The organism is Acetobacteraceae bacterium, from assembly GCA_039613835.1.
Classification (GTDB): Bacteria; Pseudomonadota; Alphaproteobacteria; order Acetobacterales; family Acetobacteraceae; genus Sorlinia.
The window spans coordinates 952,406-968,529 of the sequence record CP154827.1 but is presented as its reverse complement, the minus strand read 5'-3'; the positions used below and the strand labels follow the sequence as shown (position 1 = coordinate 968,529).

General features: G+C 56.5%; 8 protein-coding genes and 5 pseudogenes. 8 read left to right on the top strand and 5 right to left on the bottom strand.

All coding sequences use genetic code 11. From position 1 onward, the window contains the following. Positions 1-58: 58 nt before the first annotated feature. Genes AAYR33_05415 through AAYR33_05405 form a run of 3 tightly spaced genes read left to right on the top strand, consistent with a single transcriptional unit; the run spans position 59 to position 4,703 of the window. Complete coding sequence (locus AAYR33_05415; protein ID XAO72306.1) at positions 59-1,501, top strand: AMP nucleosidase; 1,443 nt, start codon at positions 59-61, stop codon at positions 1,499-1,501. Positions 1,502-1,524: 23 nt separating this feature from the next. Further along, positions 1,525-3,339, top strand: coding sequence for a M3 family oligoendopeptidase (locus tag AAYR33_05410; protein ID XAO72305.1), 1,815 nt, complete (start codon positions 1,525-1,527; stop codon positions 3,337-3,339). Beyond that, on the top strand, positions 3,336-4,703 hold the full coding sequence (locus AAYR33_05405) for an AarF/ABC1/UbiB kinase family protein (protein XAO72304.1): 1,368 nt from the start codon (positions 3,336-3,338) through the stop codon (positions 4,701-4,703). Before AAYR33_05410 ends, AAYR33_05405 begins: the two co-directional genes overlap by 4 nt. A gap of 62 nt (positions 4,704-4,765) precedes the next feature. Here AAYR33_05405 and glpK read toward each other — a convergent pair. The 4 genes and pseudogenes from glpK to AAYR33_05385 form a co-directional block, all read right to left on the bottom strand. Next, positions 4,766-6,245, bottom strand: a pseudogene (gene glpK / locus AAYR33_05400) (glycerol kinase GlpK). Between the two features lie 143 nt (positions 6,246-6,388). Further along, a pseudogene (locus AAYR33_05395) lies at positions 6,389-7,170 on the bottom strand (MIP/aquaporin family protein). 301 nt (positions 7,171-7,471) lie between these two features. Beyond that, positions 7,472-8,981: pseudogene (gene glpD, locus AAYR33_05390) on the bottom strand (glycerol-3-phosphate dehydrogenase). A gap of 216 nt (positions 8,982-9,197) precedes the next feature. Next, on the bottom strand, positions 9,198-9,974 hold the full coding sequence (locus AAYR33_05385) for a DeoR/GlpR family DNA-binding transcription regulator (GenBank protein ID XAO72303.1): 777 nt from the start codon (positions 9,972-9,974) through the stop codon (positions 9,198-9,200). A gap of 172 nt (positions 9,975-10,146) precedes the next feature. On the opposite strand from AAYR33_05385, the pseudogene uvrB reads away from it, so the two are divergent. The 4 genes and pseudogenes from uvrB to gshB all read left to right on the top strand — a co-directional run bounded on the left by uvrB (position 10,147) and on the right by gshB (position 14,882). After that, positions 10,147-12,364 (top strand): annotated as a pseudogene (gene uvrB / locus AAYR33_05380) (excinuclease ABC subunit UvrB). After that, a pseudogene (locus AAYR33_05375) lies at positions 12,364-13,158 on the top strand (aldose 1-epimerase). Before uvrB ends, AAYR33_05375 begins: the two co-directional pseudogenes overlap by 1 nt. Before the next feature lie 147 nt (positions 13,159-13,305). Beyond that, entirely contained in the window at positions 13,306-13,824 is a 519-nt protein-coding gene (gene greB / locus AAYR33_05370; protein XAO72400.1) for a transcription elongation factor GreB, read from the top strand. A 74-nt stretch (positions 13,825-13,898) separates the two neighbouring features. Then, complete coding sequence (gene gshB, locus AAYR33_05365; GenBank protein XAO72302.1) at positions 13,899-14,882, top strand: glutathione synthase; 984 nt, start codon at positions 13,899-13,901, stop codon at positions 14,880-14,882. A 37-nt stretch (positions 14,883-14,919) separates the two neighbouring features. Here gshB and AAYR33_05360 read toward each other — a convergent pair whose 3' ends face one another. Further along, complete coding sequence (locus AAYR33_05360; protein ID XAO72301.1) at positions 14,920-15,045, bottom strand: hypothetical protein; 126 nt, start codon at positions 15,043-15,045, stop codon at positions 14,920-14,922. A 380-nt stretch (positions 15,046-15,425) separates the two neighbouring features. Between AAYR33_05360 and AAYR33_05355 the strand changes: the two genes are divergently transcribed. Beyond that, positions 15,426-16,094, top strand: coding sequence for a class I SAM-dependent methyltransferase (locus AAYR33_05355; GenBank protein ID XAO72399.1), 669 nt, complete (start codon positions 15,426-15,428; stop codon positions 16,092-16,094). Positions 16,095-16,124: the final 30 nt, after the last annotated feature.

The following is a 16,124-nucleotide window of genomic DNA, read 5'->3' as shown; positions in this document are numbered from 1 at the left end:
TCCGCGCGACGCTGCGGCTTCGTGGGCGTGGGTGAGGCGCAGGCCAGGGGGGCTTTCAATGGACGAAACGCAGGATCTGGAGGCATTATCGCGCGTGGGTTCGGCGTTTAAACGCGCCGCGACTGCGGAAAGCGCGTATGAACGGCTTGTCGCGCTTTACAAGGGCGAGGTCGCCCGCGTTGCGGCGTCCATCAAGGGAGAGGGGAAAGGGTCGGGCTATTATCCCTATCTCGCTTTCTTTCAACGCCATAATGCGGCGGATATCACAGCGCGCGCCCGATATGATATTCTGCTTGAATCCGGATTCTACGGCACAACCATCACCCGCCCGAAACTTTACGACGCTTATTTGCGGGATCAGCTTGCAGATTTGATGGCAACTTACCGGGCGCCCGTTTATGTCGGGCTCTCACGACGCCCCATTCCGCTGCCTTATGTCGTCAAATCGGGCGAGGGGCTGTCGGTTGAAATGCTGCAACGTCATGGCGTGGGGTTTGACCTGCCGGATCTGCATGCGACGGATGATGACATCGCCAATTGCGTCTATAAGCCGGAGAGCGAAGCCCCGCGTCCCCTCTCATTATTCTCAGCAGAGCGGATGGATTATTCCCTCGGGAGGCTGCATCATTATACGGGGACATCGCCCGAGCATTTCCAGAAATTCATCCTCCTCACCAATTATCAACGTTACGTCGATGGCTTCAGGGATTTTGCCGCGGCACAATTGGGGGAGGAGTATACGCATTTCGTCGCGCCCGGAGATACGGTCTATGGCAAGGAGGGGCTTATCTCCGGTGAGGAGCCTTCAAGCCTGCCGCAAATGCCAGCCTATCATTTATGTCGGCCGGATGGTCACGGCATCACCCTCGTCAATATCGGGGTGGGGCCGTCAAACGCCAAGACGATTACGGATCACCTCGCCGTGCTGCGTCCGCATTGCTGGCTGATGGTGGGCCATTGTGCGGGGTTGCGTCGTTCCCAGAAGCTGGGAGATTATGTGCTGGCTCATGGCTATGTGCGCGATGATAATGTCCTGAACGACATGCTGCCTGCCTGGGTGCCGGTGCCCCCCATTGCGGAAGTGCAGGTGGCGCTGCAACAGGCCACGCAGGAAGTGACGCAGCTTGGCCCGTCGGAAATCAAAACCCGTATGCGCACCGGCACAGTCCTGACAACGGATGACCGTAATTGGGAATTGCGTTTGCGCGCTCTTTTTTCCCAGATCAATATGAGTCGGGCCATTGCCATAGATATGGAATCAGCGACAATCGCGGCGAATGGTTTTCGCTTCCGCGTCCCTTATGGGACGCTGCTTTGCGTCTCGGACCGCCCTTTGCATGGTGAGCTGAAACTCCCCGGCATGGCCAATACGTTTTATCGGACGCGTATTTCCCAACATTTGATGATTGGCATTGAAACGATGCGCGCTTTGCGACGCAATGGGGTTGATCACCTCCACTCCCGCAAATTGAGAGGCTTTGACGAGCCGCCTTTCCGCTGAATGATATGAGAACGGATCATAACTTGACTGACACGACGACGCCCACCGATAGACAGCCGACGCTTCCCCGTTGGGATCTCTCTGACCTTTACGCGAGTCTTGATGACCCCGTAATCGCCCGGGATATCGAAACCTGCGCGGCGGAGGCGCGTGCCTTCGCAACGCGGTATAAAGGGCAGGTGGCGCAGCTTTACGGGGAGGCGTCGGCTGTCGCAATCGAAACTTATCAGACATGTGATGAGCGTATGGGTCGCCTCCACGCTTATGCGCAGCTTCGTTTCGCGACGGAGGCGACGCAGGATAAAGTCGGTCGCTTCAGCCAGATGATTCAGGAGCGGCTGAATAAGATCGCCTCTGACATCATGTTTTTCACGCTGGAGATCAACCGGATGGCGGATGACAGGCTGGAAGCCTGTCTTGCGGACACGTCTCTCCAAGATTGGGCGCCTTTCCTCCGCGCCGTGCGCCTGACGCGGCCCTACCAGCTCGCCGATGATGTGGAGAAGCTCCTGCTTGAAAAAGACGTGACAGGGCGCGCGGCCTGGGTACGGCTTTTTGATGAAACGCAGGCCGCGATGACCGTCTCACTCGATGGGGCCGTGAAGCCTCTCGGCGAAGCACTGAATCGCCTGAGCGACCCTGACCGTGCCCGTCGTAAGGACGCTGCGGATGCGATGCACACCACATTAACCCGTCATCAACATGTGCTGACAATGGTGACCAATGTCCTCAGCAAGGACAAAGCGATTGAGGATCATCTTCGCGGTTATGAGAGACCTGATAGCAGTCGTCATCTCGCGAATTTTATCGCCCCGGGGATTGTTGATACGCTCGTTGAGACGGTCACGTGCAATTACGAAAATTTCTCACACCGTTATTATCGTCTGAAGGCGGGATGGCTGGGCTTGGACAGCCTGTCCCATTGGGACCGGAATGCACCTTTAACGCAGGATGAAACAGCCCAGATTTCCTGGGTGGAAGCCCGTCAGATCGTCACGGATGCCTATCAGGATTTTGACCCGGTATTGGGCGAAATGGCCCGCGATTTTCTCGACAGGGACTGGATTGATGCCGCGTCTTATCCCGGCAAAAGCGCCGGCGCCTTTGCCCATCCCGTCACTCCTGCCGTACATCCCTATTTTCTACTGAATTATCACGGTAAAGTCCGTGATGTGATGACGCTTGCGCATGAACTGGGCCACGGTCTGCACCAGATCCTCGCAGGGCGGCAGGGTTATCTGCAATCAGCCACGCTGCTTACGCTCGCTGAAACCGCGTCTGTGTTTGGTGAGATGCTGGTCTTCCACCGTCTCGTCGCCAATGAAAAAGACAAAGTCAGGCGTTGCCATATGATCGCGGCAAAAATTGAGGATATGCTCAATACCATCGTGCGCCAGGTCGCCTTTTATAAGTTTGAAAGGGAGGTGCACGCGGCGCGTCAGGATGGTGAGCTTTCCGCGGCGCAACTCGGTGAAATCTGGCTGAAAACCCAGCGCGACAGTCTCGGCCCGGCCATCATGCTGGATGAAAGTTATAGCATCTACTGGAGTTACGTGTCGCATTTTATCCATGCGCCTTTTTATGTTTACGCCTATGCTTTCGGGGATTGCCTCGTTAACGCGCTCTATCAGCTTTACCAGCAGGGACACCCGGATTTTACCCGCAAATATTGCGCCCTACTTGAGGCGGGCGGCACACAGTTCCATAAGGAACTGCTGGCACCTTTCGGAATTGACCTGACGGATCCGACATTCTGGCAAAAAGGTCTCGATGTCATCTCCGGCTCGATTGATGCGTTGGAGGATGAGGCACTTGAGGAAAGACAACCTGCAGCATGACGAAGAAAGATCCTCTCGATGAGACCGGGTTATTCGGTGAGTTCAAGCGCCTCGCCCGCACGTCAGGCACGGTAGGGGGGATCGCGACAAGGCTGATCGGCAGTAAACTCGGCTTCTCGCCAGACACATCCGCACATGCGAATGAGCTGCGCCTGGCATTGGGGGGGCTTAAAGGCCCTTTGATGAAGGGCGCGCAGATCCTCTCAACCATTCCCGGGGCGCTGCCCGACGCTTATGCGGAGCAACTGGCCGAACTCCAGGCCAATGCCCCCCCGATGGGATGGAGTTTCGTGCGCCGCCGCATGATGTCGGAGCTCGGACCGGAGTGGGAGCGGCAATTCCGCCATTTCAGTCACGAAGCGTCTGCGGCGGCCAGTTTGGGCCAGGTGCATCGCGCGACGACGATGGACGGGCAGGATGTCGCCTGCAAATTGCAATATCCCAATATGCGCGCCACGGTTGAGTCGGATTTGCGGCAATTTAAACTGGCGGTCGGGGTGCTGCAGCGCGTCCTGCCCGCCATCAAGCAGGATCAGGTCGTCAAGGAGTTGGAAGCGCGGCTGCGGGAAGAGCTTGATTACCAGCGTGAAGCGTCCCATATGCGGCTTTATGGCGACATGTTGTCGGATCAGAAGCGTGTCACGGTTCCAAAAGTTGTAGAAACGCTTTCAACCGGGCGGCTTTTGACGATGGAGTGGGTTTCCGGCGAGGGTATCAAGGCGTTTCTTGAAGGAAATCCGTCGCAGGCGACGCGGAATGACGTCGCCCGCGCCTTGTTTTACGCATGGTATACGCCCGTTTATCGCTACGGCATTATCCATGGTGACCCGCATATGGGTAATTTCACCGTCCGGCAGGATCGTGGGCTGAACCTGCTTGATTTTGGCGCGATCCGGATTTTCCCGCCGCATTTTGTCAAAGCCATCATCGACCTTTTTTCAGCTTTACAGGCGGATGATGAGGATATGGCCCTCGCTGCCTATGAGAATTGGGGATTCACCGGCCTCTCACGGGATACGGCCCGCGTCCTGAATGAATGGGCGCGTTTTGTCTATGGTCCCCTGATGGATGATCGTGAGCGGCTGATTCAGGAGGATGACGACCCGAATTTCGGGCGGGATATTGCGGAACGGGTCTATGAAGGGCTCAAGCGCACCGGTGGCGTCCGGCCGTCGCGGGAGTTTGTGCTGGTTGATCGTTCAGCGATCGGGCTCGGAAGCGTTTTTGTAAGGTTGAAAGCAAAACTCAACTGGCACCGCCTGTTTCAGGAACTCATCGCCCATTTTGACGTCGATGCCCTCGCATCCCGCCAGAAGGAAGCCCTCGACCGGGCGGAAGTGCCCCCACCTCTGAGCGATCTTTAACGGGCGCAGTTGCGCTGCATAAAGGTGCGACGCTGCCTTTATTCCGCAGCGCCGCCCTTCGCTTATCTCGCGGCCGGGGTCAGGGTGCGGCGAATGGCATCCTGCCAGCCGGATAAGAGATTTCTCCTCAAATCCTGATCAATACGTGGTTTAAAAACCGCATCTTGCTTCCAGCTTTTGGCAAGGTCGTCGGTGGACTGCCAAACGCCGGTCGCCAACCCCGCCAAAAAGGCGGCCCCGAGCGCCGTTGTTTCGAGATCTGTCGGGCGCTCAGCCGGTGTGTCCAGGATATTGGCCAGAAACTGCGCGAACCAGTCATTTGCCGCCATGCTGCCATCAATCCGGAGGGCTCGCGTTTCTGCCGTGCCATCATCCCGCATGGCGTGCACCAGATCGTACGTCTGATAGGCGACTGACTTCCAGAGCGGCGCGCGCAATATGGGCCTGGGTTGAACCCAGGGTCAGCCCGCAAATCAGCCTGCGTACATCCGGGTCCCAATGCGGTGCGCCAAGCCCGACGAAAGCGGGGACCATATAAACACCGTGACTGTTAGGGACACGTGTCGCCATATCATCTGTCTGGGATGCATGGGTGATCAGATGAAGCCCGTCCCGCAGCCATTTGATCGCGGCACCCGCGACGAAGATGGACCCCTCAAGCGCGTAAGTCGTTTCATTGTCAATCCGGTAACCAATCGTGGTGAGAAGGCGGTTGCGCGATGTGACGGGTTTGGACCCGGTATTCATCAGCAGAAAACACCCTGTGCCATAAGTGGATTTGGCCATGCCGGGTTTGAAACAGGCCTGCCCCACCAAAGCCGCATGCTGGTCACCCGCCATGCCGCCAATCACGATTTTCTCTCCGAAAAGTGAGGGATCCGTGTCACCCAGATGGCCGCCATTCTCGACGATACGTGGCAGGATGGCTTTCGGCACATTGAAGAGCTTCAGCAGTGCGTCATCCCATTCCTGCGTATCGATATTGAATAAAGCCGTGCGCGACGCATTTGTGATATCGGTGGCATGGACCGTGCCGCCTGTGAGACGCCATAATAAAAAGCAGTCAATTGTGCCGAAAGCCAGTTCGCCTTTCTCCGCTTTCCGACGCGCGTCGGGCACGTTATCCAATATCCACGCGACCTTACTGGCGGAGAAATAGGGGTCTAGAATCAGACCTGTCTTCTCCCGCACGATTTTTTCATGCCCTTCATGTTTGAGTTGTGCGCAGGTCTGTGCGGTGCGGCGGTCCTGCCAGACAATGGCGCGATGGATGGGGCGACCTGATGAACGCTCCCAGATCACAATCGTCTCACGCTGCGTTGTGATGCCTAGCCCGGCGATTTTATCCGTCCCGCCCGCTTTGCCGATCACCTCCCGCGCTGTGGCGAGGATATCTTTCCAGATCTCCTCCGGGTCATGTTCCACCCAGCCCGGCTCCGGATAATATTGCTGGAACTCGCGTCGTGCCAGCGCAACCGCATGAGCGTCACGATCAGAGACAATGCTGCGTGTCGATGTTGTTCCCTGATCAATCGCGAGAATATGCGTTTTTTTTGGACATGGTTATTTTCCTGTAATGCGACTTGAGAGCGCAAAGCGGCCTTTGAGACCCGGTCAGGCTTCAACAGACGGGGAATGTCGGGGTTGTTCGGGCCGGAGAGGGCGTGTGCTTCCTCCGGGTAGAAGCGCGGCATGAAGGGGCGCACGAGATATTGGTAAATCCCCGCCCCGATAATGCCGCCCGTGATCGGGCCGATAATCGGCACTCGCCAATAATTTCCGGGTACCGGGATGGCGGAGGGCCCCAACCGGCGCACCAGGCAAAGAGGCGCGACCCGAAGTCACGCGCCGGATTAATGGCTCACGCATCCAGATAGCCGGAAGAGGCCCCGATGGCCGCCACGATAAGACCAATGATAAGCGCGCCGGAATTCGCCTGCGGGGCCATGGTGTTGTAATGGCGGGTCACCGCGAAAATCCCGAGGAGAAGAAGCGCGGTCAGGACAATCTGAACGATGAGCGAGTACAGGGGCGTGACGGCGAGCCTCGGATGGGTGAAAAACACGCCTGACGCCCCGCCATCGAGATAGCGGCTGAAATGGTGCACGGCGTTATAATGATCAATGACCGGCGCAAAATTGAGATAGACAAGGGCTGCCCCGGCAAAGCCGCCAGCAATCTGTGCCAGGCAGTAAAGGGGGACCTTTCGCCAGCTGAAATCACGAAACAGCGCGAGGGAGATTGTGACGGCCGGGTTGGCATGTGTGCCACTGACGGCGCCGGTTACATAGATGGCGATGGTCACGCCGAGCCCCCAGACGATGGCGACACCCCAATAGGCATTGGCGTAGGGGCTGAGGTCATAAAGCACATACGTGGCGGCGACACTGTCACCAAACGCTATGATGATCACGACAGCAATGAATTCCGAGATCAACTCACCAAAAAATCTTTTCGAGGGAGACATGTCAGACGTCCAGACAGATCGTGTGGCGATAATGCCGAAGAAGGTGGACGCACCTCGATCGGCCGCTGAAAAGCAGAGGAGGATCCGTCAGCCGGGCTTATCCCGCGCTTTGAAGGATCGACGCCAGCGGACAGGTGACGCTGTGCGATGCGGGGAAATGATTTCTGTCGGCAGTTCAAACATGGTCTTTTTCACATCTGCTCCCTGCCGTTTTAAGCTTTAACGACGGTAAAAGCGCGCTCTTCTGCACGTGAGAAATTGCACGGGATTGCGCCGCGGTGATGACGCCCTTAACGAGATTTCAAGCATTGGCGGCCAATTTCCCGTGAATATAAGCGGCGAGCTGCGTCACCTCGTCCGGCGACAGGCGCAGTCCGAATTTACCGCGTCGCCAGATGATGTCATCCACCGATCGCGCCCATTCTTCCGAGATGAGGTAATCAACTTCCGCCTGATAAAGGTCCGCACCGAAATGCTGTCCGAGAGCTTCTTGGCGCGACGTCACAAAATTCCAGGCGCGCGTCCCATAATTGCGCATAAGCCGCCAGGCCGTCTCAGGGGGCAGGTAGGGCGCTTTTTCCACGAGTGCGGCGACTTGCTTGTCAAATTCCGCACGCGCAAATTCACCTCCGGGCAGGACGGCGTGAGATGTCCAGGGTTCAGCGCCCAGAACCGGCATGTGGGGGGGGGTGAGCTTTTCAATTACATGCTCCGCCAGTTTGCGGTAGGTCGTGATCTTGCCGCCGAAAATGGAGATGACGGGGGCTTTTCCACGTCGAGATCCAGCTTGTAATCCCGAGTGACGGCGGAAGCGTTCTCGGCATGATCATCGAAAAAGGCGCGCACCCCGGCATATTACCAGACGACATCTTTCGGAGAGACGGTTTTGTTGAAGTAGCGGTTGACGCTCTCACAAAGATACGTGACCTCAGAATCATCAATCGCAACGTGATTGGCAGACTTGTCCCAATTGACATCCGTTGTGCCAATCAGCGTAAAGTCTCTCTCATAAGGCACAGCAAAGATGATGCGTTTATCGGGGTTTTGCAGGATGTAGGCCTGAGGTGTGTCGAAAAGCTTGGAGACCACAATGTGGCTTCCCTTCACAAGCCGCGTTGAATTGCGGCTTGTGACGGATAACTCCCCATGCAGGAGATCTGTCACCCAAGGCCCGGCAGCATTGACGATGGCGCGTGTTGTGACTTTTGTTACCGCGCCTGTGACACTGTTTTCAATCCGGGCTTCCCAGTAATCGTCAAACCTTTTTGCAGCCAAGAGGCGCGTGCGTGTGCGGATCGTGGCGCCATGCTCACGTGCGCTGATCGCATTCAGCACGACAAGCCGGCTGTCCTGCACCCACCCGTCAGAATATTCGAAGCCTTTGACATATTGACGCTGAAGAATCCTTCCTGTGGGGTCCTTCCTGAAACGAATGCGTCGCGTTTTGGGAAGGGTCATCCCCATGCAGAGATGGTCATAGATAAACAGCCCCGCCCGCAGCAGCCAGGCCGGGCGCAGCATGGCGGAATGGGGGAGGACGAAACGCATGGGCCAGATGATATGGGGCGCGATCCTGAGCAGATTTTCCCGCTCCATCAGCGCCTCACGAACGAGGCGAAACTCGTAATATTCAAGATAGCGCAGCCCGCCATAAATCAATTTCGTGCTTGCCGATGATGTGTGGCCGGCCAGATCGTCCTTCTCAACGAGAAGCACGCGCGTCACGCATCCCGGGCGATGCCGGTGCCGTTGATACCCCCGCCAATAATGAGAAGATCATAATCGAGGGGCCTGTTGCTCGGTTCTTTCATACGCGCTTTTATCCTATGACACCGTCGGATTGCCGTCGAAATCGAATATCGAACGCGTAACTTCCGTTAAAGCGAACTGAACATTCTTAAAATGGAAATAACAAACGCGTGTATTTTGAAAAATATTTTTATGATATTTTATTAAACTCTGCGTGATGTCAGGGCCGCGCGTCCTCCAGCCCTGCACGCGACCGCCCGCGCGGGAAAATCGCATGGTCAGCTTTTGACGACGTGCAGCGTGACGCCGGAAGCCTCAAGCAGTTTTCGGATGTTTTCAGGGGGTGGGGTGTCCGTCACGAGGTCATCAATATCGCGTAACTGGCCGACACACCCCATTGGCGTGCGGGAAAATTTTGTGTGATCCGTCAGTAACATGACGCGCCGCGCATTGCGGATGATGGCACGGGCGCACTGCACCTCTTCCAGATCATAATCCAGAAGCGCCCCATCCTCATCAATGCCGCTAATGCCGATCACCCCGATTTCCGTCCGGAAATGGGTGAGGGACTGGGTCGCTTCCGCCCCGACGATACCGCCATCCTGCCGACGGATTCGCCCGCCTGCGATAAAAACCTCGAAGCTTTCATGCCAGGAAAGCGCCGAGGCGACATGCAGGTTATTAGTGATCACGCGCAAATCATGATGCTGCATCAAGGCGCGGGCGAAAGCCTCCGTCGTGGTGCCGATATTGATAAAAAGTGACGTGTTGTCCGGTATCATGGCGGCCGCGTAGGCGGCGATTCCCTGTTTGGCGCGGGCATTCAAGACCTGTCGCTGGCGGTATGCGCTGTTTTCAAAAGCGATGACGCTGCTGGCGCCACCATGATGCCGCGCGAGAAATCCGTGGGCGGAAAGGAAGTTGAGGTCGCGGCGGATGGTCTGCACGGTCACATCGAGTGCGCGGGCAAGCTGTTCATTCGAAATATAATTTTCCGCGCGGACCATATCGAGAATTTTGCGGTGGCGCGGTATCGTGATGATCGTTTCGGTCATGGATGCGCCTTTGCCAGCTTGTTGTCGTGAAAATCATCGCAAAAGCTCTTAATTTGGGCAACGCATCTCTACCATGATGCGGCCGGATCTGGGAAACCGAGTAAGTTCGCACATGGTTTGTGACTTTGCCGCCATTCTTGTGCTTAAGCAGAGGGTTCCTTATCTCTGGTGAATGTCCATGCGAACGCGATCGACACTTCAGAATATCCCCGATATTCGACTGACCGGTTTCAAGCCCGAGCGCCAGCCGGCAAAAGAAAAACTGCGCCATATGGTGGTGCAGTCCGATTTTTCACCCTCAGGTGACCAGCCGACCGCCATTGAGACCCTCGTTGCCGGGGTGGCGGAAAATGCGCGGGATCAGGTGCTGCTGGGCGTCACCGGGTCCGGCAAGACCTTCACGATGGCGAAGGTGATTGAGGCAACCCAGAAGCCAACTCTCATCCTCGCGCCCAATAAGACTCTTGCAGCCCAGCTTTACGGGGAGATGAAGCAATTTTTCCCGGAAAATGCGGTCGAGTATTTTGTGTCCTACTATGATTATTATCAGCCCGAGGCTTATGTCCCGCGCTCAGACACCTATATCGAGAAAGACAGCCAGATCAACGAGCAGATCGACCGGATGCGCCATGCGGCCACCCAAGCGCTGCTGGAGCGCAATGATGTCATCATTGTCGCTTCCGTCTCGTGCATTTACGGTATCGGCTCGGTCGAAACCTATTCCCGCATGGTTGTGTGGCTTGAGACAGGTGGCTCGATTGATCGTGATCGCCTGATCAAAGCACTTGTTGAACTTCAATATCGGCGGAATGATGCGGCCTTTGAGCGTGGCACTTTCCGCGTGCGGGGAGAGCAGGTGGATATCTTCCCCGTGCAGAATGAGGATCGCGCCTGGCGGGTTACGCTTTTCGGTGATGAGATTGACGAGATCATCGAGTTTGACCCTTTAACGGGTGCTAAAACGGCGGATCTGTCGGAAATCAGCATTTATGCGAATTCTCACTATGTCACGCCGCGCCCCACCCTCAACCAGGCCATTATCGGCATCAAGGATGAGCTGCGCGCGCGCCTGGGACAATTGACGGCCGAGGGCAAGCTTCTGGAAGCAGAACGGCTTGCCCAGCGCGCACAATTTGACCTTGAGATGATCGAGACAACCGGCGTGTGTAAGGGGATCGAGAATTACTCACGTTACCTGTCCGGGCGCGGCCCGGGCGACCCACCGCCGACGCTGTTTGAATATCTGCCGGAGGATGCCCTTCTGATCGTCGATGAAAGCCACGTGACCGTGCCGCAGATTGGGGGCATGTCGCGCGGTGACCATGCGCGGAAGTCGGTTCTGTCGGAATATGGTTTCCGTCTGCCATCCTGTCTTGATAATCGCCCTCTGCATTTTCATGAATGGGACAGTCTGCGCCCGCAATCGATTTTTGTTTCTGCGACGCCCGGCCCTTGGGAGCTGGATCAAACTCAGGGGATTTTTGCGGAACAGGTCATCCGGCCCACAGGTCTAACTGACCCGATTACAATCATCCGCCCGGTTGAAGGCCAGGTGGATGACCTCCTCGGTGAGGCGAAAGCGACGATCAGAGAGGGGGGGCGCGTGCTTGTCACCACCCTGACAAAACGCATGGCGGAGGACCTGACGGAGTATCTCACTGAAAATAACATGCGGGTGCGTTACTTGCACTCCGAGGTCGATACGCTTGAGCGCATCGAGATCATCCGTGACCTGCGCCTTGGCGCTTTTGACATTTTAGTCGGGATCAATCTTTTGCGGGAAGGGCTGGATATACCGGAATGCTCGCTCGTCGCGATCCTCGATGCGGATAAGGAAGGTTTCCTGCGCAGCCGCACCTCGCTGGTGCAGACAATCGGGCGGGCCGCCCGCAATGTTGATGGGCGGGTCATTCTTTATGCTGACAATATGACCGGCTCCCTGCAATACGCCATTGATGAAACAGCGCGCCGCCGCGCACGCCAGGCAGCTTGGAATGAAGCGCATAACATCACCCCGAAGACAGTGCGCTCACGGATTGGGGAGGCCATGTCTTCCGTCTTTGAGCAGGATTACGTCACTGTGGCGGCGGATGAAACGCAGAGTCATGCGGAATTTGTCGGTAAATCCCTCGCGACTTCCATTGCCGAGCTTGAAAAGCGCATGCACGAAGCGGCCGCCGACCTTAATTTTGAAGAAGCCGCGCGCTTGCGAGATGAAGTTAAACGCCTTGAAGCCATCGAATTGGGCATGGAGCCACCCCCCCATCGCCCGTTCGACAGCGGGCAGGGAGCGCAAAACCGGGGATAAAGTCCGCACGCCGAAGCCTTTTGGACCTGGCGGGGGTGGTTATGACCCGCATAAACAACGATCGCGACGTGGGAAAAAATAATGATCGAGCTGCAATCTGGGCAAAATACCATCGGCATCTTGCCGGAAACAGGTGCCGCCATCGCCTTCTGGCGTGATGGTGCGACGGATATCCTTGTCCCCGTCCCGGACCCGAACCTTGAGGCGCAACATGATGTCGCGGTTGCGGGATATCCCCTCATCCCCTACTCAAACCGTATCGCGCAGGGTCGATTTTCCTTGAATGGCGAAAATTACCGTCTCACGCCGAATATGCGCGGCGAGACGCATAGTATCCATGGCAATGCGTGGGAACATGAATGGAAGGTCGCGCAGCATGATGTTGACCGCGCCATCCTTTATTTTGACCATAAACCCCAAACTGAGCGCGATTTCGCGGAGTGGTCCTTCCCCTACCGGGCGGTCCTCTCCTTCATTCTGACTGGTGACGCGCTGCAGATTGAGATCTTACTGGCGAATCGCGGCGATGTGCCGCAACCGGTGGGTTTCGGCTATCACCCTTTCTTCCGTCGGACACCGGACATGCGCGTTGCTTTCAGCGCGCGGGGCGTGTGGGAAAATGATGCGGCGCATCTGCCGGCGGTGCTCCTGCCATCGACCGGTAAGTGGGATTTCTCAAAGGCGAAGAGCGTCGACACGCTGAATGTCGATCATTGTTTCGCCGGTTGGGCGCATGAGGCGCGTCTGAGTTACCTGGATGCCGGATATGACGTCGTCATCAGTGCGACATCTTTATTCCACCACATCGTGATGTTTACATCGCCGGAAAAGCCTTTTCTTGCGCTTGAAGCCGTGACGAATATGAATGATGCGATCCATCACCCGGAGGTGCTGGATGCGGGCCTTACCATTCTGAAACCTGTGGTGACGCGCTTTCCGGCACCATCACCTACCATATTGACCGCAACACGGCGCGCGCGTCATAAGCGGTTTCCCACGGATATATTTACCGAGTGCATTGACATGGCCGAAACGACGTCCAGTCATTTGGGCACCTACCTCACGCCCGGGGGCGCTGACCGTATGAGGCGGGGGCTCAATGCCCTCCTGCTGGAAGAACGGCCGAAAATTGTTGAAATTGTCTCCTGGGCCGCCGGGAATGGAGACCGCTCCGAAAATGGCGATTATATTTACGGCAAGCGTCGCCTTCATGAAATCGACCGACGCATCCGCTTTCTGCGCAAGCGTCTCGAAAACGCCGTTATTGTGGATCCGTCGCGACAGGAAAAGCGGAACATCGTCTATTTCGGGGCTGTTGTCGATTATATTGATGAGGAAGACCGCACCCATCGCGTGCGGATCGTCGGCAGTGATGAGGCGCGGATTGATCAGGGCGAGATCAGACTGATCTCGCCCCTTGCACAGACCTTGTTGCGCCGCCGCGCGGGTGATGAAGTCGTGTTAAAATCCGCTAAAGGTGAAACCACGCTTGAAATCACGTCCATTTCCTATGACGATGACGTATCGCGTGATGATCATTAAAAGATGATATTCGGTTGCGCTGCCAGTCCCCTGCGACGGGTGAAAAGGCGATATCCGAAATTGAAGGACAAATCATGATTCTTGACATCGCCTTTCAGATGGACCCGCTTGAAGACGTGAATATTGATGGCGATTCGACCTTCGCGCTGATGTTGGAGGCACAATCGAGAGGGTATAATCTGCATGTTTATGACTTTCGGTCACTTGCCTATGGTGAAGATGTCGCGATGCCGGGCCCTGACACCGGCCATGGCGCGCTCTCGGCGGTAACCCGTGCCGTGCAGGTCAAGCGGCGGAAAGGCCGCCATGCTTTTTTCGGTCCGCCCCAACGGTGTCGACTGACATCATTTGACGTTGTCTGGATGCGTCAGGACCCGCCATTCGATATGGGTTACATCAGCGCCACCTACATGCTTGAGCAGATTGAGGGGGCGGGTCCGGATAGAGTGCGCATTTTCAACCATCCGCGCGCCGTGCGCGACGCGCCGGAAAAATTACTGCCCATGCAATTTCCGGAGTTGATGCCCCCGACACTTGTGAGTTGGGACATCGCGGCGCTGACGCAACTCCGGAAGAAATACGGAGATGTCATTCTCAAGCCCCTTTACGGCAATGGCGGAGTAGGAATTTTCCGGGTGCGGGAGGATGATGAAAATTTTGCTTCCCTGCTTGAGGTGCATTTTTCACGCGGGCGGGAGCCTTTAATGATCCAGCGTTATGAGGCCAAAGTAAGGGACGGCGATAAACGCATTATCCTGGTTGATGGCGTGCCGATCGGCGCCATCAACAGAGTGCCGCAATTAGGGGAGGCGCGCTCAAATATGCATGTGGGCGGGAAGGCCACGGCCATTCCGCTCTCGGCACGGGATCAGGAAATCTGCGCGCGGATCGGCCCTTATCTGCGTGAGAATAATTTGATTTTCGTCGGGATCGACGTGATCGGCCATTACCTGACTGAAATCAACGTGACATCCCCAACCGGCCTTCAGGAGCTTGACCATTTTAACGGCATCAATAGTGCGGGACTGATTTGGGACGCGGTTGAGACGCGTCTCTGAATCACGGTCACTCCGCTTTCTCGGGTGTCGTGTCTTCCTACCCTTCCCGCATCACTCGGATGGGCGGGGCTTCATCATCCGCCTCAGCGCTCTTTTTCATGCCGTGATCATAACGCATGGGCAGGCTGAGGGGGAGGGAGGTCGGACTCAGTTGGTGTTTCATGGCGCCAACTGAAACGCTGACTCAGGAATCTCCTGATCTCATGACGATAGTGAAAGGCGAAAATCAACGGCCAGGAGAAAATGGCCACGGTGGCGATGAGAATTTCGAGGAGCATCTTGTTACGCTCTGATATCCTGCTGAGGATTCTCGACATAACGGGGTACGACGGTGTAAGCAAGGGAATGACGGCGCAGCGTTGCGATGATCATAAGATTGGCGCATCTGTTTGCATCACGCCCTCTCGGGCATAACGACAATAATGTCTTCAGGAGTCCAAAAGTGCAATACGGCCTTAATACCTGGTAGAAGTTGCGGGAGAGAGCAAGATCAGCGCGATGACACGGACCAAAATGCCAGACGCCGCCCATCAGCCCGTTGACATGTCGGGTCTGCCGATCGAGTCCCATCAGCCGAAATCCGCTTTGGATGCGGAGGCCGTACGGGCGGCCTACCGGCGCTGGGCCAATATTTACGACACGGTTTTTGGCGGAATTTCAGCTTTCGGTCGGCGCCGTGCTGTTGATGTCGTAAATGGCCTAAGCGGGAACCGAGTTCTCGAGGTAGGAGTGGGCACGGGGCTGGCCCTGCCGCATTACCGCGCTGATAAAATCATCACCGGGATTGACCTCTCCGAGGCGATGCTCGCGAAAGCGCGGGAACGCGTTGCGCGAGAGGCCCTCAGCAATGTCGCGGCTTTGCATGAAATGGATGCTGAAGCCACAGGTTTTGCGGATGACAGCTTTGATATTACTGTGGCGATGTTTGTCGCATCCGTCGTGCCGCATCCGCGACGCCTTCTTGCAGAACTCAAGCGCGTGGTGCGTCCGGGCGGCCATGTGCTTTTTGTCAATCACTTCCTCGCGACGGGTGGTGTGCGCCTGCTTTGCGAGCGTGCGATGGCGCGCGCTTCTCACTCCCTTGGCTGGCATCCGGATTTCGCGCTTGAAGCTTTGCTGACGGAGTCCGATATTCGCAAAGCGAAGATCACCCCCGTGCCACCTTTCGGCCTCTTTACACTTGTGACGCTGCAATGCGACGACGAGTCCTGACATTGTCTTAACAGGTGCGGCCGGTGCCTA

Coding starts and splice junctions, on each gene's coding strand:
- AAYR33_05385 (XAO72303.1), bottom strand. CDS start 9,974: ATGACCGAAACGATCATCACGATACCGCGCCACCGCAAAATTCTCGAT.
- greB (XAO72400.1), top strand. CDS start 13,306: ATGGCCGAAACGACGTCCAGTCATTTGGGCACCTACCTCACGCCCGGG.
- AAYR33_05405 (XAO72304.1), top strand. CDS start 3,336: ATGACGAAGAAAGATCCTCTCGATGAGACCGGGTTATTCGGTGAGTTC.
- AAYR33_05360 (XAO72301.1), bottom strand. CDS start 15,045: ATGAAACACCAACTGAGTCCGACCTCCCTCCCCCTCAGCCTGCCCATG.
- AAYR33_05415 (XAO72306.1), top strand. CDS start 59: ATGGACGAAACGCAGGATCTGGAGGCATTATCGCGCGTGGGTTCGGCG.
- gshB (XAO72302.1), top strand. CDS start 13,899: ATGATTCTTGACATCGCCTTTCAGATGGACCCGCTTGAAGACGTGAAT.
- AAYR33_05355 (XAO72399.1), top strand. CDS start 15,426: ATGTCGGGTCTGCCGATCGAGTCCCATCAGCCGAAATCCGCTTTGGAT.